Here is a 23,014-nt window from a genome sequence, read left to right on the forward strand (position 1 = left end):
GTATGGACACCTCACGGATCGTTGCCGCACTGCAGGGCGGGCTCGGGCGCAAGCTCGCGGCGCTTGCCCTCGTCGGCGTACTCGTCGCGGGCGCGGCCTTCGCGATCGCGCTGTTCCAGGGCGCGTTCACCAACACCGCCGTGGTGCTGGTCGACGCGCCACGCTCGGGCCTGGTCCTCGACCCCGACGCCAAGGTGAAGGTGCGCGGCGTAGAGATCGGCCGGGTCGCCGACATCGACCTGGCCGCCGACGGTGCGACCCTGCGGCTGGAACTCGACCCCGACCAGCTGAAGCTCGTGCCCGACAACGCCGGGGTCGACATCCGCTCCACCACGGTGTTCGGCGCCAAATACGTCAATTTCATTGTCCCGGAACAGCCCTCGTCGAAGTCGCTGGTGCCGGGCAGCACCGTCTCGGCGAGCTCGGTGACCGTCGAGTTCAACACCCTGTTCCAGCACCTGTCCGACGTGCTCGCCCAGGTGGAGCCCGAAAAGCTGAACGCGACCCTGACCGCGCTCGGTACCGCCCTCGAAGGGCGCGGTGACAAGTTCGGCGATCTGCTCGTCCGATCGGATCGCTATCTGCGCGAACTGAATCCGTACCTGCCGACGCTGCAGACGGATCTGGACAAGACCGCGCAGGTGACCGGGATCTACGCCGATGTCGCCGATCCGCTGTTGCGCACGGTCGACAATTCGACGGGCACCGCGCAGACCATCACCGAAATGCAGGGTCAGCTCGACAACGTGCTGGTGAATGTAATCGGCCTGTCCGATACGGCCGGAACTGTCCTGCGGGAGAACGAGAACGATCTGGTGACCGCACTGGACCTGCTGCGTCCTTCCACCGCGCTGCTGTACGACTACCGCGAATCGGTGAGCTGTGTGGTCAACGGACTCGGCACACTGATCCCGATCGCCGAGGACATGATGGGTGGTTTGCTGCCCGGTGTCGGCATGAACGCGAGCTTCATGCTCGGTGCCAAGCCCTACAGCTACCCGGACGACCTGCCCAAGGTGAACGCGACCGGAGGCCCGCGCTGTGAAGGCGTGCTGGACCGCGTCCCGGAGAGCCATTCGGACTACCTGGTGACCGACACCAGCGAGGGCGCTCCGTACGCACCGACCACGCGCCACGAATTCCACGGCATGCCTCGGGTATTCCAGCTGCTGCTGGACGGAATGCCGGGAGTGACACGGTGAAGAACACAGGGACGACGATCAAACTGGCGATCTTCACCGTGGTGATGACGCTGGTATTCGCCGGTCTGGCAATCGTTTTGAGTCAGGCGCGGTTTTCCAGCGAGAACGGCTATCGCGCGGTGTTCACCAGTTCTTCGGGCATGGTGCCCGGTGCCAAGGTGCGCATCGCCGGTGTGCCGGTGGGTTCGGTGACCTCGGTGAAGGTCGGCGACGACAACCTCGCGCACGTCGAGTTCGATGTCGATACCAAGTACGCGGTCCTGGCCAGCACCCGGGCGGCGATCAAGTACGAGAACCTGGTCGGCGACCGGTATCTGGAGCTGCTGGAGGGGCCGGGTTCGGCTCGCCGGCTTTCCGACGGCGACACCATCGGCCTCGAGCAGACCCAGCCCGCCCTCGACCTCGACCTGCTGCTCGGCGGATTCAAGCCGCTGCTGCGCGGGCTCGACCCGGCGCAGGTCAACGACCTCACCGAGGCGCTGCTGCAGATCTTCCAGGGGCAGGGTGGAACGCTCGTGTCGCTGCTCAACAGCGGTGGCGGCTTCGCCAAGACCCTGGCCGATCGCGACGCGCTGATCGGCAGCGTGATCGACAACCTGAACACCGTGCTCGCCACGGTCAGCGATCGCGGCGATCAATTCGCCACCACCATCGACGAACTGCAGCGCCTGGTCAGCGACCTGTCCGCGGAGCGCGACCCGATCGGCAACGCCTTGCCGAGGATCGCGGGCGCGACCAAGGAGGTCAACGACCTGCTGGTGCAGGCCCGTCCCGATCTGCGCTCCACCATCGAACAGACCGGTCGGCTCGCCACCAACCTGGACGAGGGGTCCGATCACATCCAATGGGTGCTCGACAGACTGCCGGATACCTACAAGAAGCTCATCCGGATCGGCTCCTACGGCTCCTTCCTCCAGCTCTACATCTGCGGTACCAACTTTTTGATCAGTGGCCCCGATGGCAAGCCGATGGAAGTGCACATGCCGGCGCTGCAGGTCACCGGAAGGTGTAAGCCCAATGAATGACGACTCCTCGCCCGCGGCGACGATCGGCATCGTCGGCGTGGTGCTGGCGCTGACGATCTCGCTCGCGACGCTGCAATTCACCGACCTGCCGTTCATCCGCTCGGGTGCGACCTTCACCGCGAACTTCCTCGACGCGGGCGGTCTCGTCCCCGGCGACCCGGTGCATGTGGCCGGTGTGCGCTCCGGCGAGGTACGGCAGGTGAGCCTCGACGGCGACAAAGTGCTGGTGAAGTTCGACCTCGACGAGTCGATCGTGCTGGGGGAGAAGACGACCGCCGCGATCAAGACCAACACCGTGCTCGGCCGCAAATCGCTGGACGTGGTGCCGGACGGCCCCGGCGCCATCGGCGCGCGGGACACCATTCCGGTGGAGCGGACCACCTCGCCCTACTCGCTCAACGAAGCACTGAGCGATCTCGGCGGGACGGTGCGTGACCTCGACCTGGAGCAGGTCGACCAGACCCTCGACACGCTGTCGGCGGCGTTCGCCGATACGCCCGGACCGCTGCGCAACGCGCTCGACGGTGTCACCGCCCTCTCCCGCAGCATCAACACCCGCGACCAGGCGCTGACCGACCTGCTTGCCAGGGCACAGAACGTCACCAAGATCCTGGCCGACCGCAGCACCCAGCTCAACACGCTGCTCATCGACGGCAACGCGCTGCTCGGCGAGCTCGACCGGCGCCGCGCCGCGATCAACCAGCTCGTCGTGTACATCGACGATGTGGCCAAACAGCTTTCGGGCCTGGTCGCCGACAACGAGCCGCAGATGCGGCCGACGCTGGACCGCCTGAACTCGGTCCTCGCCCTGCTCCAGCGCAACAAGCAGAACCTCAACGATGCCCTCGACGGTCTCGGCCCCTACGCCGCCGCGCTCGGCGAGCAGGTCGGCAACGGGCCCTGGTTCAACGCCTACGTGGTGAACGCGTCGAGTGTCGAGCTCCGTCCACTCGTCGACGCGCTGGTCTGGCCCGAACAACTGCCCCAGGACGTGATCGACATCTTCACCCACCCCAGGACGCCGTACATCGCTCCTGCCGAGGAGGATCCCCCGCGATGAGCTTGACCCAGCAGGTGCGCGGGTTGCCGCGCTGGACGATCGCGGTGGCGGTGGTGGTGATCGCGGCGCTGGTCGCGGTCGGTGTCTACCTCGTGACCGGCGTCGGAAAGAACACGGTGACCGCCTCGTTCACCTCGACCACCGGTCTGTACGCGGGCGACGAGGTGCGGGTTCTCGGCGTCACCGTCGGCAGCATCGACTCCATCGAACCGGGCCGCGGCCAGGTTCAGGTGAAGATGAGCATCGACAGCGATATCGATCTGCCCGCCGACGCGCGCGCCGTCATCATCGCGCCGTCGTTGGTCTCGGCCCGGTTCGTGCAGCTCGCGCCTGCCTACAGCGGCGGCCCGAAACTGGCCGACGGAGCGCAGATTCCGCTCGAGCGCACCGCGGTGCCGGTGGAGTGGGACGAGATCAAGGCCGAGCTGACCAAACTGTCGGCGGCGCTCGGTCCGGTCGGTGACGACAAGCAGGGCTCCTTCGGCCGCTTCGTCGACACGGCGGCCCAGAACCTCGACGGCAACGGCCAGAAGTTCCGCGACACCCTGCGGGAACTGTCGGCGACCCTGACCACCCTGTCCGACGGGCGAACCGACCTGTTCGCCACCATCCGCAACCTGCAGAAGTTCGTCGAGGTGCTCTCGGCGAGCAACGAGCAGATCGTGCAGTTCAGCGGCCGGCTCGCGTCGGTGTCGTCGGTGCTGGCCGGTGCGTCGGAAGAACTCGGCGCCGGTCTGGACAGTCTCGATGTGGCACTGGCCGATGTGAAGCGGTTTCTCGAGGGGACCGGAGGTGAGCTGACCGAGGGCGTCGAGCGGCTCGCCGACGTCACCCAGACCCTGGTGGACAATCGGCCCGAGATCGAGCGGGTGCTGCACTCCGGCCCCACGGCGATGGTGAACTTCTACCAGCTCTACAAACCGGCTCAGGGCTCGCTCACCGGTGCTGTCGCACTGAACAACACGGCCAATCCGCTCAGCTTCCTGTGCGGGTCGATCCGGGCCATCGAACACAACAACTCGGACCGCTCCGCCGATCTGTGCGCCGAGTTCCTCGCACCGGTGATCAGTTCGCTGGCAATGAATTACGTGCCGATCATGACCAACCCGGCCAGTGGCGTCACCGCCTTCCCCGAGCAGCTGGTGTACAGCGACCCGAGCCTTGAAGGTGCGGTCCAGCAGGACCAGCCGCCCGGCGCGGCGCCGATCACCGTGCCCGAAGGCCTTGCGGGGCTTGCTATTCCAGGAGGACCGCGATGAGGCGGCGCATACTCGCCGGGCTGGCCGTCGGCGTCGCGGTGGCGCTCGGCACCACCGGCTGTCAGTTCGACGGGCTCAACTCGCTGCCCATGCCGGGCTCCGAGGGGCGGATGGACGGCTCCTACACGGTGCGCATCCAGATGCCCAATGTCACGACGCTGACCCGGAATTCGCCGGTGCGGGTGAACGACATCGAGGTCGGCAACGTCACCGGGATCGAGGTCGAAGGCTGGCACGCGCTGGTGACGGTCTCGCTCAATCCCGATGTGCGCCTGCCGGCCAACGCGGTCGCCAAGATCGGGCAGACCAGTCTGCTCGGCAGCAACCACGTCGAATTGGCCGCCCCGACAAGCGAAGCGCCGACCGGACAGTTGCGGGGCGGCGATGTCATCCCGCTCGAACGGGCCGGTGCCTACCCGACCACCGAACAGGTGCTGTCGTCGCTGTCGGTGGTGCTCAACGGCGGCGGGATCGCCCAGCTCGAGACGATCACCACCGAGCTGAACGCGATGGTGAACGGTCGTGAGGACGAGATCGCCGACCTGCTCCCGCAGCTCAACGAGCTGACGACCGGGTTGCAGCGCCAGACCGGCAGCATCATCGCCGCGATGGAGGGTCTGGATCGGCTGGCGGTGAAACTGGCCGGTCAGCGCGAGGTGATCGCCGAGGCGATCGAGCAGATCCATCCCGCGCTCACCGCCCTTGCCGACCGATCGGCCAACATCACCAGGGCGATCACGGCGCTCGGTGAGCTCGGTGACGTCAGTGAACGACTGATCAAGACCAGCGGCGACGATTTGGTGGCCAACCTGCGCAGTCTCGGCCCCGTGCTGCAGACACTGGCCGACACCGGAACCAACCTGATCCAGGCGCTCGGCATCCTGCCGACCTTCCCGTTCCCGATCAGGAATATCGACAACGCGATCATGGGCGACTACCTGAATCTGTTCATCACCTTCGACCTGACCGCCAGCCGTCTCGACAGCAACTGGCTCACCGGTACGCCGCTCGGCGGTCGCTTCGGCGGCGTCGAGGGTGTGGTCGGCTCGTTCGCGCCGTCGACCGCGACGGATGCCGGTGACCCGGCCACCGCGCCGATGGCGCCCGCACCGGCCCCCGCGCCCGTCATCCCCGGGCTACCGTCCATTCCCGGTCTACCCGCCATCCCCGGTATCACCGCGCCGCTGCCCGGCCAGGAAGGGGCGGGTCGATGAAACTCACCCGGTTCGTGCGAGCCCAGCTCGCGATCTTCGCGGTGCTCACCGTGATCGGCCTGGTCGTGATGAGCGGCAGCTACCTGCATGTTCCCGCGATGTTCGGCATCGGCCGGTACGCGGTGACCGTGCAGCTCGCCGCCACCGGCGGGCTCTACCCGACGGCCAATGTGTCCTACCGGGGCCAGAACATCGGCAAGGTGGAGGCGGTGCGGCTCACGCCCGCGGGCGTCGAGGCTGACCTGTCGATCGACAGCGACTACAAGGTCCCCGCCGATTCGAGCGCCTGGGTGCGCAGTGTCTCGGCGATCGGCGAGCAGTACGTCGACCTCGTGCCGAGCGAACAGCCCGCCGACGGACACCTGCGCGACGGCTCGGTGATCCCCGTGCAGCGCACTCATCTGCCGCAGGACGTCGGCGCGATGCTCGATCAAGCCGACAAGTTGCTCGCCACCGTCGCCGACACCCGCCTGCGCCAGGTGATCGACGAGGCGTTCCTGGCGTTCAACGGCGCCGGACCCGACCTGCAACGGTTCATCGACTCCGCGGCGCTGCTGATCCAGCAGGCCGAGACCGACATCGAACCGACCAAGAAGCTGCTCGACCAGATCGGCCCGCTGCTCGACACCCAGATCGAGTCCGAGGCCGATATCCGTTCCTGGACAAACGATCTCGCCACCATCACCGACCAGCTCCGCGAAAGCGACCCGACGCTGCGAAACCTGTTGAACAACGGCCCTTCCGCGATGGAGGTGGTGAACAAGCAGTTCCAGGATCTGCGTCCCACCCTGCCGCTGCTGGCGCGAAACCTGGTGAGCCTCGGGCAGGTCGGCGTGACGTACAACGCCAGCGTGGAACAACTTCTGGTCGTTTTCCCGCCCTTGATCGCGGCGCTGCGCACCGCCATCCGCGGTCCGGCCAAGTATGGCGTGATGGTCGACTTCATGACCGTGCTCAACGACCCGCCCGCCTGCACCACCGGCTTCCTGCCCGCGGAGCAGTGGCGCGAACCAAGCGATCTGACCCCGATGGACACTCCGCCCGGGCTGTACTGCAAGGTTCCGCAGGACTCGAACATCGCGGTCCGCGGCATCCGCAACACCCCGTGCATGGAGTTCCCCGGCCGCCGTGCACCCACCCCCGAACTGTGCCGGACCGGGTTCGTGCCCGAGGGCAACAACCCGCCGTTCGGCGAGGTCGAGCCGGTCGCTCCGGCGTCCGCACCGGCAGGCGCATCGACGGGTGCTGTGACGCCCGCCGCAGCGCGCCCCTATGATCCGTCGACGGGTACGTACCTGGGAACAGACGGACGCACCTACCGCCAAGGTGACATCGCCACCGATGGTTCGGGCACCGTTCCGGCCAGCTGGCAGGCGATGTTGGAGGAGCAGCAACGATGAACGACAACGACAACCGCCGCCCGCGTCGCCGGGCCGCCCGCTCGGCCGGGCCGCCGGTCGAGGAGAAGGCGGCCGTGACGGTGGCCGTGAGTAAGAGCGAATCCGTATCACCAGCCGCTGAGGCCGCCACGTCGGCGGACACGGTGAAGTTCACGAAGGGCGCCGCCGCACCGACGGTGAAGTTCGGCAAGGATGCCGTCGAGCCCGCCGTCCCGACCGAGAAGATCGACAAGGACGCCGTCGATTCGTCCGCTCCGACCGTGAAGTTCACCGGCGGTATCGCGCAGTCCGAGGACGCGGCGGTGCCGAACGTTCCCGACGCGGAGAAGAAGTCGCGCGTGCGTCGCGTCCTCGCCGTCGCGGCGGCGGCCGTCCTCGTGCTCGCGCTCATGGTCGGCGCCGGGATCTCCGCCGTCGCCGCGTTCATGACCGACGCCGAAGAGGACCTGCGCGCGGAGTACACCGAGACCGCACGTCAAGCCGTGCTGAACCTGACGACCATCCGCGCCGAATCCGCCAAGGAAGACATCGACCGCATTCTTGCCGTGGCATCGGGCGACTTCAAGTCCGAGTTCGACGGTCGAGTCGACCCGTTCATGGATGTCGTCAAGCAGGCCAACGTGGTGTCCAACGGCAGCGTTGTCGAGTCGGCCATCGTCTCGGCCGACCTCGAGTCCGCGCAGGTGCTCGTCGCCGCCAAGCAGACGGTGACCAACAACGGTTCGCCCGAACCCCAATCGCGTCAGTACCGATTCCGCATCACCGTGACCAACGGTGAGACGGGCATGACCGTGTCGAAAGTGGAGTTCGTCGGATGAGCCGCAGAAGCGCACAGATCATTTTCGGCGTCCTCGCCGTCTTCGGCCTGATCGCCGCCGCCGTGCTCGGCGTCAGCGGCTACCAGCTGTGGGAGCACGACCGCACCGAGCAGGCCCGCGGCGAGGCGATGAGCACGGCGAGCCGGACGGTGAGCGCCATGTTCAGCTATGAACACGTCACCGTCGACACCGAGCTGCCCAAGGCGGCCGACGGCCTGAGCGAGTCCTTCCGCAACGACTACCTGCGGCTCATCGAGGAAGCCATCGCGCCCGGCGCCAAGGAGAAGCAGCTCACGGTCAAGGCGACAACGCAGGCCGAAGGCGTGATCTCCGCCGAACCCGAGCACGCGGTGGTGCTGCTATACCTGAATCAGGTGACCACGAGCAAGGACGCGCCGCAGGGCACCGCCTCGGGCAGTCGCGTCCGGGTCTCGCTGGACAAGACCGGCGATCGCTGGCTGGTTTCCCAGGTCACGCCGGTCTGAGTCCTAACGGCTGGTGTCGGGGTAGTTGTCGTCGTCCTCGCTGAGTAGCGCGGAGCCGGCCACATTGCCCTGGGAGAGGGCGTCGAGGAAGGCGCGGGCCCAGCGGTCCACGTCGTGGGTGAGGACCTGGCGGCGCATGGAGCGCATGCGGCGGCGTTTGGTGTCGCGGTCGTCGTCGAGGGCGCCGACGATCGCGTCCTTCACGCTGTCCAGGTCGTGCGGGTTGCACAGGTAGGACTGCCGCAATTCGGCTGCCGCACCGGTGAATTCGCTGAGGACCAAGGCGCCGTTGAGGTCGCTGTGGCAGGCCACGTACTCCTTGGCGACCAGGTTCATGCCATCACGCAGCGGGGTGACGAGCATGGCGTCGGCGGCCACGAAGAAGGCGATCAGCTCGTCGCGGGGGATCGGCCGGTGCAGGTAGTGCACCACCGGGTAGCCGACGCGGGCGAATTCGCCGTTGATACGGCCCACCTGACGTTCGATGTCCCCGCGCATCTTGATGTAGCTCTGTACGCGCTCACGCGACGGCGTGGCCAGCTGGACCATCACTGTCTCGGCCGGGTCGACGCGGCCCTCCTCCAGGAGCTCCTGGAGGGCATTGAGGCGGATGTCGATGCCCTTGGTGTAGTCGAGGCGGTCGACACCGAGCATGATGTTCTTCGGGTTGCCCAGTTCGGCGCGGATCTTGGCCGCGCGTTCACGCACCGACCGGCGGCGTGAGTGCTCGTCGAGTTCGGCGGAATCGATCGAGATCGGGAACGCGCCGACGCGCACCGTGCGGAAACCGACCTGGACCACGCCCAGCTTGGACCGCACACCGATGGTGCCGCGCGAAGTCGGCTGACCGGCCAGCCTGCGGGCCAGGTACAGGAAGTTCTGCGCGCCACCGGGCAGATGGAAACCGATCAGGTCGGCGCCGAGCAGGCCCTCGACGATCTCGGTGCGCCACGGCATCTGCATGAACAGCTCGACCGGCGGGAACGGGATGTGCAGGAAGAACCCGATCGTCAGATCCGGGCGCAACATGCGAAGCATCTTCGGCACCAGCTGCAGCTGGTAGTCCTGCACCCAGACCGTCGCGCCCTCGGCGGCCACCTTCGCGGTCTCCTCGGCGAAGCGCCGGTTGACCTCCACATAGGCCGCCCACCAGGCCCGGTCGTACACGGGCCGCACGATCACGTCGTGGTACAGCGGCCACAGGGTGCCGTTGGAGAACCCCTCGTAGTAGTCCTCCACCTCCTGCGACGAGAGCGGCACCGGATACAGCTCGAGCCCGTCCTCGATGATCGGCTCGACGTCGACATCGGGGACGCCCGCCCAGCCCACCCAGGCACCCTTGTTGCTGCGCAACACCGGTTCCAGCGCGGTCACCAGACCGCCGGGGCTGCGCTTCCACCGGGTGGTGCCGTCGGGCAGTTTCTCGAGGTCGACCGGGAGCCGGTTCGCGACGACGACGAATCCCGATCCCGCACCCGAGGGTGCCACCGGTTCTTCGGACGGACGGTCGTTGGACTGTTCATCGATCATCTGGTCCACTCACGCATCCTTTGCGTCGCAGGGTGCCGTTTTGAGGTTGTAGTAGGTGGTTGTTCAGCTGGGGCCGATGCCGAGCATCGACAGCAGCATGCGGCACTCGTCGGCGTCCTCGGCATATGCCGCGACCACGCGCTGCGCCTGGCGAGCGGTCTCGTCGGCCAGCGGCTCGAGCTCGTCGTCGGCGATGTCGTTGGCGGTGCTCTTCGCGGCCATAGTGGTTCGTCCTCCCGGTTTTCCAACGCTCTTCGTGCGAGTAGTCAATAGTATCGGGCGCCGGTTACCGTGGATTGGTTCGTCAACCCGACCGAAAGGTTTCCCCATGCCACTGGCCACGGTGAACGGCATCGCACTGAACTATCAGGTCAAGGGCGACCGTACCAAGGGCACCGACGTCAAGGGCGGCGGTCCGCTGGTGGTGTTGATCATGGGAACCGGTTCGCCCGGACGCGTCTGGGAGCTGCACCAGGTGCCCGCGCTGGTCGCGGCCGGATACCGGGTCTGCATTTTCGACAATCGCGGCATCGCGCCGTCCTACGAGGCCGCGGGCGGTATGCGCATCGAGGAACTCGTCGCCGACACCGCCGCGCTCATCGAACTGCTCGACGAGGGCCCCGCGCTGGTCGCCGGAACGTCGATGGGTGCGCGGGTGGCCCAGGAACTGGCCCTCGCCCGCCCCGATCTCGTGCGCAAGGCCGTGTTCATGGCCGGTCACGGCCGTCTCGACCAGTTCCAGAAGACCCTGTCGGCCGGTGAGCAGGACCTCGACGCCTCGGGCGTGCAGCTGCCCGCCAAGTTCGAGGCGGCCGTCACCGCGGTGATGAACCTGTCGCCCGCCACCATGGCCGACCGCAACGCCGCCCGCGACTGGCTCGACCTGTTCGAGTTCACCGGCGGACCGGCCACCGCGGGCATCCGCGCCCAGCGCGCCATGGATCACGACTTCGACCGCGTGGCCGCCTACCGCGCGATCACCGTGCCCTGTCTGGCGATCGGTTTCGCCGACGACCGGATGATTCCCCCGTACCTGTCGCGCGAGGTCGCCGAGGCCATCCCCGGTGCCCGGTATCAGGAAATCCCCGACGCGGGTCATTTCGGCTACCTCGAACGGCCCGAGGCCGTGAACAAGATCCTGCTCGATTTCTTCGCGAGCTGAGGTAACCGCCTACGCGTAACGTATGGCTTGCTAGGGTCGACACAACGCTCGGGGCTTGCCGGCCTCAGCGATCCCGTACACAGCGCCAGTATCCAGTGAGGTGAAATGAGCACCAACCCCTTCGACGACGAGGACGGCCGCTTCTTCGTTCTGGTCAACGATGAAGAGCAGCACTCCCTGTGGCCCGCGTTCGCGGAGGTCCCGGCGGGTTGGCGTGTCGTGTTCGGCGAAGAAAGCCGGGCCGCGTGCGTCGAGTACGTCGAGAAGAACTGGACCGACATGCGTCCCAAGAGCCTGCGCGACGCCATGGCCGCCGACGACGCCGCCCGCGCCCAGTCCTGACCGGTACCTTCCGAATACTGCGCCGGGACCGCTCGCTGGGCGTCCCCGCGTGACACCGAACTCGGTGTCACGCGGCGGACGTGTCCGGCTATGATGGTCGCTGCCCTCCGGGGACCCGCCTCCTTAGCTCAGTGGTAGAGCACTCGCCTTGTAAGCGAAAGGTCGTCAGTTCAATCCTGACAGGGGGCTCTTCCAGCCCTGACCCGAAGTTCGGGTCAGGGCTTTTTCGTGCGGCATCGCTCGACAGGCCGATCGTCTGTCTACTGTGAAATGGTGAGCTCGTCCTGATTCATCGGTGCGGTAGCAACGGGATGGAGGATCGGCGTGGCTGTTTACGAGGTGGGGCATCGGTCGGCTGTGGTGAGTGGGGCGGGGTCGGGGATCGGGCGGGCGGTGGCGCTCGGGCTGGCGGGGAACGGGGCGTCGGTGGTGGTGTTCGATCTGAACGAGGGGGCGGCGCGGGAGGTTGCCGACGAGATCGTGGTCAACGGGGGAACCGCGGTGGCTTTGGCCGGTGATGCGGCTGATCCGGGGGATGTGGCAAGGAGTGTTGCCGCAGCACAGGAAATGTTGCCGTTGGGGATCGCTGTGAACAATGCGGGGATCACGGGGGAGCGCAACGCGATCGGTGATTATTCGATCGAGGGGTGGCGCAAGGTGATGGGGGTGAATCTCGATTCCGTGTTCTACGGAATGCGCGAGCAATTGCCGGTACTCGCGGCGAACGGTGGCGGGGCGATCGTGAATATGGCCTCGATCCTCGCCAGCGTCGGAAATCCCGAATACGCCGGATATGTCACCGCCAAGCACGCGCTGCTCGGGCTGACGAAGAACGGTGCGCTCGAATACGCGCGGCAGAATGTCCGCGTGAACGCCGTCGGACCCGGCTACATCCGCACCCCGCTACTGGCTGACGATCCCGAAACCACCAAGTTCCTGGAAGACAAGCATCCGATCGGCCGCCTCGGTACGCCGGAAGAGGTCGCCAACCTGGTCCTGTTCCTCGCCAGCGACGCCGCCAGTTTCATCACCGGCAGCTATCACCTCGTCGACGGCGGCTACACCGCACAGTGAAAGAGCCTGCCTACCAAGCCGACTGGTTGTGATCGGCGGCCGCTCGGGCGATGAGGTTGTGGAGCTCGTTGTTCAAGCGGTCGGAGGTCAGGGGGTGGGCTGAAACTCGGGTCGCGTCTCGAAGGAGATAGCGGCCGTCGTCGGTGTAGTCGATGACCTGGAGTGTTGTGCCACCCTCTTGCCAGCCGTCCAGGGCAGGGCCCTTGTCGACGCGGAATTCGGCGTAGGTGCGGAACGGGCGTTCGAGGAACGCCAGGGCGTGTTCGGCCGGAGTACGACGTGTGGCGTAAGGGTCTGGGGTGGTGGTGAATTCGTCGCGGTGCAGGTCGAAACCCTGGCTTGTGCCCGGCGGAACCGTCGGCAGGACGGAGATCAGCCGCTGGGTCACGGCGTGGGCGGGGCGCAGGTAGATGAGGATGTTGCCGCCCTGGCCGTATTCGGGGCCGGGGAGTTGAGCCGCGACGGTGCCGATGGTTGACTCGGTTGTCGCACACGCTCGGACCATGCGGGTCCGGCCGTCGAAACGGTGACCGAACAATTCGATGCGAATCTCCGGATGCGCCAAGGCGTGCAGGGCGTGGTACAGCGACTCGTCGTCGCCGATCTTGGCGATGAGGGAATCAGCGGCGATCCGGCATTCACGGTCGAACTCGGCCTGGGTTTCCACACCCGCGGTGAAGGTCAGCGGCCACGGCATGCGATCGCGGCCGAGAGTTTCCCAGGCGACCCAGAATTCGAACTGGGTGAGCTCCCAGCTGTCGGTCATGCGTCCCCACCGATGACCGGTGGAACGTGCGCCCGGTCCGGACCGAGCAGTTCCTCGTGCACGCCGCGCAGATAGTCGGGAGCACCGTGCTCGTTCTCGTCGTCCTTGCCGCCGCGCGCGCCCGGTGCGCCCATGCCGCCCATGCCGGGCATCCCCGCCCGGCCGGCCGACCCGCCTGCGGACGCGGCGAGCTTCTGGCCTGCTCCGGCGCCGGGGGCGGCACCGCCTGCGCCGGGGAGGGAGCTGCCCGCGCCGGGAACGCTCGGGCTTCCGCCGCCCGCACCTGCACCTGCGCCCGCACCTGCGCCTGCGCCGCCGCCTGAGCCCAGGCCGTTCGGGGTGGTGCCTGCGGGCGTGGTTGCGGCTGGGTTCGTCGCCGGGGTGGAGGCCGGTGTGGTGTCCTCGGGTGTCGTGGCGGCGGGTTCCTCCGTCGACGATGAGGAATCGTCGCCGCTGTCCTCGTCGTCGCCCGGTTCGGTCGTTGCCGGGTCTTCCGGCTCGGTGGTCGTGTTTGCCGGGTTCGTTCCCGGGGTTCCACCGGTGTTGTTGTTGTTGTCGCCGTTGGTGATTCCGCTGCCGGGGCCGTCGCCGGGATCGCCGTTCCCAGGGTTGTCCTGCTGCGGTTTGGACGGTCCCGGCACCTTGGGGACCTGGGTGTCGGACTGCTGGGCAACCGGCTGGTAGACGGTTCGCATGACTTCACGGGCGGCGGCCTGCGCGGCTTCCGCCCGGCCGGCGCTGGCGCTATCGATGATCTTCCCGGTGGCGGGCGAGAGAACGGACACCAGAATTCCCAGTTTGCTGTCGCCCTGGTCGTCGGACTCGTGCGGGACCGAGTACTTCACCTGCTGAAAGCCCGACCGCGCCTCGTCCATCTTGTTGGCGATCAGCTTGGCGGCCTGATCGACCTTGTGGATATCCGTGAGATACGCCTTGGTACTGGCCAGCGCCTGCGTGGCAGCGCTACCCGCCCATCCCCGCTCCATCTCCTTGCTGATGTTGTCGTGGAAGGCGGTCGCTTTGGCCGTCGTGTCGTTGGCCAGCTGGGTCCAGCCTTGAATGCTTGTGCTCATCTGGCCGATGTCGATCGACTCGACGAACTGCATGATGCGGGAATGCGACATGTCGGTGAAAGATTCCATCACCGGCGGCACGACCTGCTGGGTGTACTCACCGGAGAAACCCGAGGCCAGGGCCTGGTTCTCGCCGTAGATGCGGTTCCGCTCCTTGTTACCGTCGGCCTGCGCGTCCAGTTCGGACTGCGCCGGCGCGATATCGGAATCGAACAGTGAGCCGACGCGATCCGTGGCCGCGCGTAGATTCGACAGTCCGGTCATAAAAGCTACGAACGGCATGGTTCCCCCAGTAGTCAGTCGAGCTTGTTGGTCTGCTGCTTGATCGCCAGTTGAGAGGCTTCGTCGCAGTTCTTGAATGCGGCACCGGCTTTGCGGTACATGTCGGCCATTTGGGTAAGGATCTCGATGTGTTGGGTTACCGCATCCAAGTACGATCCGCTTCCCGGACCGCCTTCCGCGAGGTCGGCAAACTTCTTCGCGAGGGTACCTGCGGAATTGAGGTCGCCGAACGAGTCGGCGTCGACCATCCTTCGGGTGCGCAGGGAGAGTGTCCGCAGGTCGGTGATGTAATCCTCGCACCACTTCGCGCAACGCTCAGCAGCGTCGGATTCGATTATCAAGCGCCCGCCGGCGGCTTCACCAGCCAGTCGCTGAAATTCCTGTGCGGCAGCGTTAGTCATGGCAGTCGGCTCCTTTCGGCAGAGGGCGTCTACTGCGGGACGTAATCGATGATGTGTGGGGCAGCATCCTCGGCAAGGACACATGGGTCGATAGTCGACTTGCTGTCGACGAACTTTGTGGCGTTGATGAGCGCGCGGCCCTGCTGCGTTTCCACGGCAATTTCGCACTCGACCGGAACTGCTTCGTCGCCGATTGTGAATCGCAGGGCTTTTCGGTCACCTACCGTGACATCTTTGAAGTCGTGGTAGCGATCGTTAGCGCGAATCTCTTCGATGGTGTAGACGGTGGACATGAACGAGATGAAGTGATCGCCGCCCCGCCACGCGCAGCCCTTCCACTCCGCCCGCGGGACCGAGAAAAGGTTGGTGTCCTTGGACGCCGGGTCGAGTCCCGCCGCGACCAACGCACTCTCCGGCACCCCACACGGATCGAACAACTGCTCCTTCGTCAACGGAGCCCCACTCACCTCCGGCTGCCCGTCCACACTCTGCCCACACCCGGAGAGCACGAGCGCAACGCCCACCCCCACGGCGATCCCCACCAGTCGCATCGTCTCTCCTCTTCGCACAGAACCACTCGATGTCTTTAGACGCACGCCGACCCGTTCCGGTTCCATTACCGACCAACCCATCGAGTCGACGGGCCGACGCTGTCAGCCTCCCGCGGCCAGCGAGCGTTGCGGCTGGGCCGGGCGACGTAAAGCCGCTCGCCCACCGTATCCACGGTGTCCACATCGGCGGCGACCGAGTTGTCGCCGTGGCGGTGCCCGTGGGTTGGCACGGGCACCAGTAGGATCAGGCGGGGACGTTGGCTCCGTAGCCCAGGTCGCGGAGGGCGGCTTTGATCTTGGACTGGGCTTCGTCGAGGGATTCGGGGGTGGGGGAGTTGTCGGCTCCGGAGATGTCGAAGTCGCCCATGGAGTAGGCGGGGAAGACGTGGGTGTGCAGGTGGGGGACCTCGAGGCCGGCGATGAGGAGGCCGGCGCGTGGGGCGTCGAAGGCGGCGCGGACGGCCTGGCCGATCTTCTGGGCGACGGCCATCAGGCGGGCCATCACGTCGGGGTCGATGTCCTGCCACTGGTCGATCTCGGCGCGGGGCACCACGAGGGTGTGGCCCTGGGTGACGGGGGCGATGGTGAGGAAGGCGACGAATTCGTCGTCCTCCCAGACGAACCGCCCCGGAATCTGACCTGCGATGATCGCGCTGAAAACGGATGCCATGCAGGCGAGCCTAGTTAGATCGCGACGTAGTGGGACAGGATGCCCTGTACCTCGTAGATGTCGACCTGACGGTTGAAGCGTTGCTTCACGGGTTCGTGGCTGCCGCTGAGCCAGATGTAGAGCTCGGCGTCGAGGTCGAAGGTGCCCGCTGTTTCGACGGCGAAGTGGGTGATCGAGCGGTACGGGATGCTGTGGTAGCTGACTTTGCGGCCGGTGACGCCCTGTTTGTCGATCATGATGAGGCGGCGGTTGGTGAACAGCATCGCGTCGCGGACCAGGAGGTATGCGGCGTACACCTGCTCGCCCTGGCCGAAGAGTTTGGCGTATTCCTGCTGGGCGGCGGCGGGGTCGATGCGACCCGCGTTGCCCATCATGCCGTCGAGTAGTCCCACGATCGTCCCCCGGTTCCGCTGTTGGTTCCATTGTGGCCCAGCGGAACCCGGTTCGGCCAGGGTGAACGGTGGTGGACGGGCGGATGTCGGGATCAGGGGGTCGCGAGTGGACGCGCGGCGGCGCGACTAATCTGTGGCGGTGCGCGTACTCGTCATCGGTTCCGGAGCCCGTGAACATGCCCTCGTCCTGGCGCTGCGCCGGGATCCGTCGGTGACGGCGGTGATCGCCGCCCCGGGCAATCCCGGTATCGGCCAGCAGGCCGAGCTGCGACCGGTCGATCCCTGCTCGGCCGAGGACGTGACCGCGCTGGCCCGGGAGGTCGCGGCCGACCTGGTGGTGATCGGGCCCGAGGTGCCGCTGGTGCTCGGTGTGGCCGACGCGGTGCGCGCGGCCGGGATCCCCGTGTTCGGCCCGTCGGCCGACGCGGCGCGGATCGAGGGGTCCAAGGCGTTCGCCAAGGATGTGATGACGGCGGCCGGTGTGCGGACGGCGCACAGCGAGATCGTCGACAACCCGGCCGACCTGGATGCCGCGCTCGACCGATTCGGCCCCACCTGGGTGGTCAAGGACGACGGCCTGGCCGCGGGCAAGGGTGTGGTGGTGACCGCCGATCGCCGGGCCGCCCGCGATCACGGTGCCGAGCTGCTCGAGCAGGGGCATCCGGTGCTGCTGGAGTCGTTCCTCGACGGGCCGGAGGTTTCGCTGTTCTGCCTGGTCGACGGCGAGACCGTGGTGCCGCTGCTGCCCGCGCAGGACCACAAGCGCGTCGGTGACGGCGACGCGGGCCCCAACACCGGCGGCATGGGCGCCTACACCCCGCTGCCGTGGCTGCCCGCCGAGACGCTCGCCGAGATCGTCGACGATGTCGTGAAGCCCGTTGCGGCCGAACTGGTTCGGCGCGGCAGTGGTTTCTCCGGGCTGCTGTACGCCGGTCTGGCGATCGGCACCAACGGTCCCGCGGTCGTCGAATTCAATTGCCGCTTCGGTGATCCCGAGACCCAGGCGGTGCTCGCGCTGCTCGACAGCCCGTTCGCCGAGCTGCTGCACGCCACCGCTACCGGCCGCCTCGCCGAGGTCGAATCGCCGCGCTGGAAGGACGGTTCGGCCATCACGGTCGTGCTCGCCGCTGAGAACTACCCTGCCCGTCCCCGCACCGGTGATGTGATCACCGGCGCCGAGGAAGGCGCCCTCGACGGTGACACCCTCGTCCTGCACGCGGGCACGGCCCTGCGCGAGGACAAGGCGCTGGTCTCCGCGGGTGGCCGCGTCCTCAATGTCGTCGGCATCGGCGAGGACCTGGCCGAGGCCCGCGAACGCGCCTACGCCCGCCTCGCCAAGATCAAGCTCCCCGGCAGCCACTTCCGCACCGACATCGGCGCCACGGAAGTTGTTGTCCCGGAACGGAAGCGGTAGACGGTCAGGTCAGGCTGAGCCCGTGACGGGCCAGCCAGGCCTGCGGGTCCACGTGCTGGCCGTTCTGGACGATCTCGAAGTGCAGGTGGGGGCCGGTGGAGTCGCCCCGGTTGCCGATGCGGGCGATCTGCATACCCGCGGGGACGCGTTCGCCCGGGGAGACGAAGAAGTCGTACATGTGGCCGTAGATGCTGATGGTTCCGTCGTCGTGGCGGATGCGGACCCACAGGCCGAAGCCCTGGGCGGGGCCCGCCTCGACGACGGTGCCGTCGGCTACGGCGTAGATGGGGCTGCCGATGGGTCCCGCGATGTCGATGCCGCGGTGCATGGTGCCCCAGCGTGAGCCGAATCCTGAGGTGAACAGGCCCTTGGCGGGCAGGCTGAAACCGCCGGTCGACGGGGTGCTCGCCCCGGGAACCATGACGCCGGGCACCACGGGGGCGCGCTCACCCATCCAGTCCTGCCATTGGCCCGACGACGCGGCCGCCGCCTCGGCCTTGGCGCGTTCCAGGGTGGCGCGGGCCGCCGCGGCGACCACCGCGGCCTCCCGGCGCTTCTCGCCGTTGTCGATGGCGACGAGCAGGCGGCGCACCGACTGCGGGTTGGGCGGGATCTGCGGGGGATAGGCGATGGCGACCCGCTGGGCCTCACCCGGTTCGAGCGGCCGGTCGACGAGCCCGCCGAACTGCCCGTCCGAAGCCACGAGCACCGCGACCACCGCGACGCCCGCGATGAGCACACGCCGCTCGACGAGCACCGCACGCACCCGCTCGTTGCTCGGCCTGCGCGACCACAGTTGCGTCGCCTGCCGAGAAGGCCGCTCCCAGAACGCTTTCCGAACGTCACCACGGCGCAGGTCGGCCGCGATCTCCCCGAGTGCGGGATACTTGCCGACCCACGCCGCCACCCGTTCGCGCACCGGCACTTGGACGGGTAGGTGCTCCCGCCAATTGGACCGCAGGACAAGGCCGTTCACATGTGAGCGGCGAGTACCCGAGGTGCCCAACCTATCCGGCGTAAGGACCTCTGTTCCGCCTGACCCGGCCGCCGATGGCACCTCGGCATCCTCGTCCGAGCTCGCCCCCGGTCGTTCGGTATCGCCCGCCGCCGGGACGCCCTCGCCGTTCGCCCGTACCCCACGTCGCGTGGAATTACTGTTCGCCTGCGCGTCGTGGGCCCCGGAGGCGCCACCAGCCGCGGATGCGGTGCCGTGATCGACTGCAGCCGCGCCCCCGGGCACGGCATCATCGCCGACTCCTCGGCCCGCATCGTCGGGCTCGCGCACCTCACCCGACGCGAGTCCGTGCACCTCAGTCCGCCTCATACCGCCCCCACGACCCTGCCCGGCGCCCCACTGCCGGTGGCGTCGGTGCCTGCGTATTCGCTGTCGGAGCCATTGTGCCGACCATATCTGTGCAGGCGCGCGATCGGGTGATCTACCGTCTCTCGGGTGTCCACAGAATCGCTACGGTCGACCATTCCTCCCTTCTACGTGATGGACGTGTGGAAGGCGGCCGCCGAACGCGCCAGGTCGCACGGTGACGTGCTGGTACTCGCGGCGGGGCAGCCGTCGACGCAGGCGCCCGCGCCGGTGTTGCGGGCGACACGTGCGGCGATCGACCACGAGCTGCTCGGGTACACCGAGACGTTCGGGATCCTGCCGCTGCGCGAGGCCATCGCGGGCCATCACAGCGAGACCTACGGCTACGACGTGCACCCCGACGAGGTGGTGGTGACCACCGGATCGTCGGGCGCGTTCACGCTGATCTTCCTCGCCGCCTTCGACGTGGGCGACACCGTCGTGGTCGCCCGGCCGGGCTACCCGGCCTACCGCAACACCCTCACCGCCCTCGGCTGCCGCGTCGTGGAGCTGGACTGCGGCCCGCAGACCCGCTTCCAGCCGACCGTGGCGATGCTCGAGGCGCTACCCGAACCGCCCGCGGGGCTGGTGCTGGCGAGCCCGGCGAATCCGACCGGGACCATGATCGACCCGGCGGAGCTGGCCGCCATCGCCCGCTGGTGCGAAACGCACGGCACGCTGCTGATCTCCGACGAGATCTATCACGGCATCACCTACGCGGGCGCCAGCACGCCGACGTCCTCGGCGTGGGAGTTCTCCCGCGACGCGGTGGTGATCGGGTCGGTGTCGAAGTACTTCTCGATGACCGGATGGCGGTTGGGCTGGATGCTCGCGCCGGCGCACCTGCGTCCCGCGTTGCAGCGGCTGGCGTCGAACATGACCGTGTGCCCGCCCGCGATCTCGCAGTACGCGGCGGTGCACGCCTTCGGACCCGAGGCCAAGGACGAACTCGACGGGCACGTGCGCCGGTACGCGACCAATCGGGCGTTGCTGTTGGAGGGTTTGCCCGCGCTCGGCATCACCGATCTGGCGCCCGCCGACGGCGCCTTCTACGCCTACGCGGATATCGGTCATTTGACCAGTAATTCACTGGAGTGGTGCGCACGGGTTCTCGCCGAAACCGGAGTGGCGGTGGCACCGGGTCTCGACTTCGATACCGAGCGCGGTCTTCGCACGATTCGCTTTTCCTTCGCAGGCGCCACAAACGACATTTCCGCAGCGCTGGACCGGTTGTCAACGGTGATGTCCCCCAACAACTTTCCCTAGTACGAACACATCGGTGCCGGGATGCGGTAAAACTCAGATATCCCGAATTCCCAGCGTTTCCCCGATGACGATTGCGCACGGTTGAACTGATGATGACTGGCACGATGGCACGGTGACCACCGCGACGACTCCGAAAGGCGAACGACGTCGCCAGGCTCTGGTGGCGGCGGCGGCTGAACTGTTGCTCGAAGGCGGCTTCGACGCCGTGCGGCATCGTTCGGTGGCCTCGAGAGCCGATCTTCCCCTCGCGTCCACCACCTACTACTTCGCCTCACTGGAAGATCTGATCGCCAGCGCCGTCGAGTTCAGCGGCGCCCGCGAGCTCGACGCGATGCGCCGCCGCGTCGGCGACGTGAGCCACCGCAGGCGCGGCACCGAGGCGACCGTCGACCTGGTGCTCGACCTGCTGGTCGGCCCCGACGACAGCGATCTCGACGCCCGTGGCCAACTGATCGCCCGCTACGAGCGGTCGGTCGCCTCCGCGCGGCACCCCGAGCTACGCGAGGTTCAGCTGCGACTACGCACCCAGCTCGAAGACCTGCTCGCCGACGTGTTGCGCCGCTCCGACCGAGTGGTGCGCCCCGAGCAGTTACGCAGGCTCGTCGCCGTCGTCGACGGTGCCGTCGTCGCCGCGCTGATCGAGGGACACCCCGAGCCGCGCCGCCCCGCCCGAGCCGGATTGCTCGAGATGATCGACATCGTGGCCCCGCCCGTGGTGCCCAACATGATGCCCCAGCAGGGCGAACGGGTCAGGCAACTAGACTGAGTGCTCGTGAGCCTCGTCCCGAATGTCCTCGCCACCCGATACGCCAGCCCGGAGCTCGTCGCGCTCTGGTCGCCCGAGAACAAGATCGTGCTCGAGCGCAAGCTGTGGCTCGAGGTGCTGCGCGCCCAGTCGCAGCTCGGGATCGACGTTCCCGCAGGGGTGGTCGAGGACTACGAGCGGGTCATCGATCACGTGGACCTGGCCTCGATCGCCGAGCGTGAGCGGGTCACCCGCCACGATGTGAAGGCCCGCATCGAGGAGTTCAACGCGCTGGCCGGGCACGAGCATGTGCACAAGGGCATGACCAGCCGCGACCTCACCGAGAACGTGGAGCAGCTGCAGATCCGGCTCTCGCTCGAGCACGTCTACGACCACGGTGTCGCCATCGCCGCGCGGCTCGGTGAGCGGGCCGCCGAGTACCAGGCGCTCGTGATGGCCGGTCGCTCGCACAATGTCGCCGCGCAGGCCACCACGCTCGGCAAGCGTTTCGCCTCCGCCGCCGACGAGGTGCTCGTCGCGCTCACCCGGCTGCGTGAACTGATCGACCGCTACCCGCTGCGCGGCATCAAGGGCCCGATGGGCACCGCCCAGGACATGCTCGACCTGCTCGACGGTGACGCGGGCAAGCTCGCCGCCCTCGAACAGCAGGTGGCCACCCACCTCGGTTTCAAGAACGTCTTCACCAGCGTGGGCCAGGTGTACCCGCGCTCGCTCGACCACGACGTGCTCTCGGCGCTGGTGCAGCTGGGTGCCGGGCCGTCGTCGTTCGCGCACACGATCCGTCTGATGGCGGGCCACGAGCTGGTCACCGAAGGGTTCCAGCCGGGTCAGGTCGGTTCCTCGGCCATGCCGCACAAGATGAACACCCGGTCCTGCGAGCGGGTGAACGGCCTGCAGGTGGTGCTGCGCGGCTACGGCTCGATGGCCGCCGAGCTGGCGGGTGCGCAGTGGAACGAGGGCGACGTGTTCTGCTCGGTGGTGCGTCGCGTCGCGCTGCCCGATGCCTTCTTCGCCATCGACGGGCAGATGGAGACCTTCCTGACCGTGCTCGCCGAGTTCGGCGCCTACCCGGCCGTCGTCTCGCGCGAGCTCGACCGGTACCTGCCGTTCCTGGCCACCACGCGCATCCTGATGGCGGCGGTGCGGGCCGGTGTCGGCCGTGAGACCGCGCACGAGGTCATCAAGGAGCACGCGGTCGCCGTCGCCCTGGCCATGCGCGAGCAGGGCCGCGAACCCGATCTGCTCGACCGGCTCGCCGCCGACGAGCGGATGCCGCTCGACCGCGCCGCACTCGACGCCGCACTGGCCGACAAGTCCGCGTTCATCGGTGCGGCCACCGATCAGGTGTCCGAGGTGATCGCCCAGGTGCAGAAGCTGGTCGAGGCCAACCCGGAGGCCGCCCGGTACACCCCCTCGCCGATTCTGTAGAGCCGTGCGCGTGAGCCCGCCACTGCCCGCCCTGCGGCGGCGGTGGCGGGCTCTCGTGCGTTTTCGATACCGTG

25 protein-coding genes and 1 tRNA gene are annotated in these 23,014 nt (G+C 67.5%); 17 read left to right on the forward strand and 9 right to left on the reverse strand.

What is annotated here, in order from left to right; all coding sequences use genetic code 11:
* The first annotated feature begins 2 nt into the window (after nucleotides 1-2).
* Genes ACWEVR_RS15175 through ACWEVR_RS15210 form a run of 8 tightly spaced genes read left to right on the forward strand, consistent with a single transcriptional unit; the run spans nucleotide 3 to nucleotide 8,463 of the window.
* Nucleotides 3-1,202: an MCE family protein gene (locus ACWEVR_RS15175; protein WP_452467434.1), complete on the forward strand. Its 1,200-nt coding sequence runs from the start codon at nucleotides 3-5 to the stop codon at nucleotides 1,200-1,202.
* Complete coding sequence (locus tag ACWEVR_RS15180) at nucleotides 1,199-2,227, forward strand: MCE family protein (protein WP_084457243.1); 1,029 nt, start codon at nucleotides 1,199-1,201, stop codon at nucleotides 2,225-2,227. Before ACWEVR_RS15175 ends, ACWEVR_RS15180 begins: the two co-directional genes overlap by 4 nt.
* Nucleotides 2,220-3,287, forward strand: coding sequence for an MCE family protein (locus tag ACWEVR_RS15185; RefSeq protein WP_452467435.1), 1,068 nt, complete (start codon nucleotides 2,220-2,222; stop codon nucleotides 3,285-3,287). The genes ACWEVR_RS15180 and ACWEVR_RS15185 overlap by 8 nt, the downstream gene beginning before the upstream one ends.
* Nucleotides 3,284-4,546 carry an MCE family protein gene (locus ACWEVR_RS15190; RefSeq protein WP_452467436.1) on the forward strand — a complete coding sequence of 421 codons (1,263 nt, stop codon included), beginning with the start codon at nucleotides 3,284-3,286 and terminating at the stop codon, nucleotides 4,544-4,546. Before ACWEVR_RS15185 ends, ACWEVR_RS15190 begins: the two co-directional genes overlap by 4 nt.
* Nucleotides 4,543-5,760, forward strand: a complete 1,218-nt coding sequence (locus tag ACWEVR_RS15195) for an MCE family protein (RefSeq protein WP_452467437.1) — start codon at nucleotides 4,543-4,545, stop codon at nucleotides 5,758-5,760. Before ACWEVR_RS15190 ends, ACWEVR_RS15195 begins: the two co-directional genes overlap by 4 nt.
* Nucleotides 5,757-7,160, forward strand: a complete 1,404-nt coding sequence (locus ACWEVR_RS15200; protein WP_181698735.1) for an MCE family protein — start codon at nucleotides 5,757-5,759, stop codon at nucleotides 7,158-7,160. The genes ACWEVR_RS15195 and ACWEVR_RS15200 overlap by 4 nt, the downstream gene beginning before the upstream one ends.
* Nucleotides 7,157-7,978 carry a hypothetical protein gene (locus tag ACWEVR_RS15205; protein WP_452467438.1) on the forward strand — a complete coding sequence of 274 codons (822 nt, stop codon included), beginning with the start codon at nucleotides 7,157-7,159 and terminating at the stop codon, nucleotides 7,976-7,978. Before ACWEVR_RS15200 ends, ACWEVR_RS15205 begins: the two co-directional genes overlap by 4 nt.
* Nucleotides 7,975-8,463, forward strand: a complete 489-nt coding sequence (locus ACWEVR_RS15210) for a h domain protein (protein ID WP_067492291.1) — start codon at nucleotides 7,975-7,977, stop codon at nucleotides 8,461-8,463. Before ACWEVR_RS15205 ends, ACWEVR_RS15210 begins: the two co-directional genes overlap by 4 nt.
* A gap of 3 nt (nucleotides 8,464-8,466) precedes the next feature.
* Here ACWEVR_RS15210 and ACWEVR_RS15215 read toward each other — a convergent pair whose 3' ends face one another.
* On the reverse strand, nucleotides 8,467-9,993 hold the full coding sequence (locus ACWEVR_RS15215) for an alpha,alpha-trehalose-phosphate synthase (UDP-forming) (protein ID WP_067492313.1): 1,527 nt from the start codon (nucleotides 9,991-9,993) through the stop codon (nucleotides 8,467-8,469).
* 63 nt (nucleotides 9,994-10,056) lie between these two features.
* Nucleotides 10,057-10,215 carry a hypothetical protein gene (locus tag ACWEVR_RS15220; protein ID WP_166655756.1) on the reverse strand — a complete coding sequence of 53 codons (159 nt, stop codon included), beginning with the start codon at nucleotides 10,213-10,215 and terminating at the stop codon, nucleotides 10,057-10,059.
* A 106-nt stretch (nucleotides 10,216-10,321) separates the two neighbouring features.
* On the opposite strand from ACWEVR_RS15220, the gene ACWEVR_RS15225 reads away from it, so the two are divergent.
* From ACWEVR_RS15225 to ACWEVR_RS15240, 4 genes are all read left to right on the forward strand, one after another.
* Nucleotides 10,322-11,155, forward strand: coding sequence for an alpha/beta fold hydrolase (locus ACWEVR_RS15225; protein ID WP_452467439.1), 834 nt, complete (start codon nucleotides 10,322-10,324; stop codon nucleotides 11,153-11,155).
* Nucleotides 11,156-11,260: 105 nt separating this feature from the next.
* Entirely contained in the window at nucleotides 11,261-11,497 is a 237-nt protein-coding gene (locus ACWEVR_RS15230) for an MbtH family protein (protein ID WP_022565839.1), read from the forward strand.
* 117 nt (nucleotides 11,498-11,614) lie between these two features.
* Nucleotides 11,615-11,686, forward strand: a tRNA-Thr gene (locus tag ACWEVR_RS15235).
* A 135-nt stretch (nucleotides 11,687-11,821) separates the two neighbouring features.
* The gene (locus ACWEVR_RS15240; protein ID WP_452467440.1) at nucleotides 11,822-12,571 is read left to right on the forward strand and encodes an SDR family NAD(P)-dependent oxidoreductase; all 750 of its coding nucleotides are present in this window, start codon (nucleotides 11,822-11,824) and stop codon (nucleotides 12,569-12,571) included.
* A 10-nt stretch (nucleotides 12,572-12,581) separates the two neighbouring features.
* Here the strand turns inward: ACWEVR_RS15240 and ACWEVR_RS15245 are convergent, their stop codons facing one another.
* From ACWEVR_RS15245 to ACWEVR_RS15270, 6 genes are all read right to left on the reverse strand, one after another.
* The gene (locus tag ACWEVR_RS15245; protein WP_452467441.1) at nucleotides 12,582-13,337 is read right to left on the reverse strand and encodes an ESX secretion-associated protein EspG; all 756 of its coding nucleotides are present in this window, start codon (nucleotides 13,335-13,337) and stop codon (nucleotides 12,582-12,584) included.
* Nucleotides 13,334-14,674: a PPE domain-containing protein gene (locus tag ACWEVR_RS15250; protein WP_452467442.1), complete on the reverse strand. Its 1,341-nt coding sequence runs from the start codon at nucleotides 14,672-14,674 to the stop codon at nucleotides 13,334-13,336. Before ACWEVR_RS15250 ends, ACWEVR_RS15245 begins: the two co-directional genes overlap by 4 nt.
* Before the next feature lie 32 nt (nucleotides 14,675-14,706).
* On the reverse strand, nucleotides 14,707-15,093 hold the full coding sequence (locus ACWEVR_RS15255) for a hypothetical protein (protein ID WP_225281312.1): 387 nt from the start codon (nucleotides 15,091-15,093) through the stop codon (nucleotides 14,707-14,709).
* A 29-nt stretch (nucleotides 15,094-15,122) separates the two neighbouring features.
* On the reverse strand, nucleotides 15,123-15,644 hold the full coding sequence (locus ACWEVR_RS15260) for a DUF3558 domain-containing protein (protein WP_452467443.1): 522 nt from the start codon (nucleotides 15,642-15,644) through the stop codon (nucleotides 15,123-15,125).
* A gap of 244 nt (nucleotides 15,645-15,888) precedes the next feature.
* Nucleotides 15,889-16,314, reverse strand: coding sequence for an HIT domain-containing protein (locus tag ACWEVR_RS15265; RefSeq protein WP_439267127.1), 426 nt, complete (start codon nucleotides 16,312-16,314; stop codon nucleotides 15,889-15,891).
* 14 nt (nucleotides 16,315-16,328) lie between these two features.
* Entirely contained in the window at nucleotides 16,329-16,706 is a 378-nt protein-coding gene (locus ACWEVR_RS15270) for a PH domain-containing protein (RefSeq protein WP_084476517.1), read from the reverse strand.
* A 139-nt stretch (nucleotides 16,707-16,845) separates the two neighbouring features.
* On the opposite strand from ACWEVR_RS15270, the gene purD reads away from it, so the two are divergent.
* Nucleotides 16,846-18,120 carry a phosphoribosylamine--glycine ligase gene (gene purD / locus ACWEVR_RS15275; protein WP_452467444.1) on the forward strand — a complete coding sequence of 425 codons (1,275 nt, stop codon included), beginning with the start codon at nucleotides 16,846-16,848 and terminating at the stop codon, nucleotides 18,118-18,120.
* Nucleotides 18,121-18,124: 4 nt separating this feature from the next.
* Here the strand turns inward: purD and ACWEVR_RS15280 are convergent, their stop codons facing one another.
* Complete coding sequence (locus tag ACWEVR_RS15280; RefSeq protein ID WP_452467445.1) at nucleotides 18,125-19,096, reverse strand: M23 family metallopeptidase; 972 nt, start codon at nucleotides 19,094-19,096, stop codon at nucleotides 18,125-18,127.
* 234 nt (nucleotides 19,097-19,330) lie between these two features.
* On the opposite strand from ACWEVR_RS15280, the gene ACWEVR_RS15285 reads away from it, so the two are divergent.
* The 4 genes from ACWEVR_RS15285 (at nucleotide 19,331) to purB (ending at nucleotide 22,940) form a co-directional block, all read left to right on the forward strand.
* A complete protein-coding gene (locus ACWEVR_RS15285) occupies nucleotides 19,331-19,555 on the forward strand; it encodes a hypothetical protein (RefSeq protein WP_452467446.1) in 225 nt (74 codons plus the stop codon).
* 15 nt (nucleotides 19,556-19,570) lie between these two features.
* Nucleotides 19,571-20,746 carry a pyridoxal phosphate-dependent aminotransferase gene (locus tag ACWEVR_RS15290; protein ID WP_133733948.1) on the forward strand — a complete coding sequence of 392 codons (1,176 nt, stop codon included), beginning with the start codon at nucleotides 19,571-19,573 and terminating at the stop codon, nucleotides 20,744-20,746.
* Between the two features lie 112 nt (nucleotides 20,747-20,858).
* Nucleotides 20,859-21,512 carry a TetR/AcrR family transcriptional regulator gene (locus tag ACWEVR_RS15295; protein ID WP_067492301.1) on the forward strand — a complete coding sequence of 218 codons (654 nt, stop codon included), beginning with the start codon at nucleotides 20,859-20,861 and terminating at the stop codon, nucleotides 21,510-21,512.
* Between the two features lie 6 nt (nucleotides 21,513-21,518).
* Nucleotides 21,519-22,940, forward strand: a complete 1,422-nt coding sequence (gene purB / locus ACWEVR_RS15300; RefSeq protein WP_067640863.1) for an adenylosuccinate lyase — start codon at nucleotides 21,519-21,521, stop codon at nucleotides 22,938-22,940.
* Nucleotides 22,941-23,014: the final 74 nt, after the last annotated feature.

It is taken from the genome of Nocardia sp. NPDC003979, from assembly GCF_053605015.1.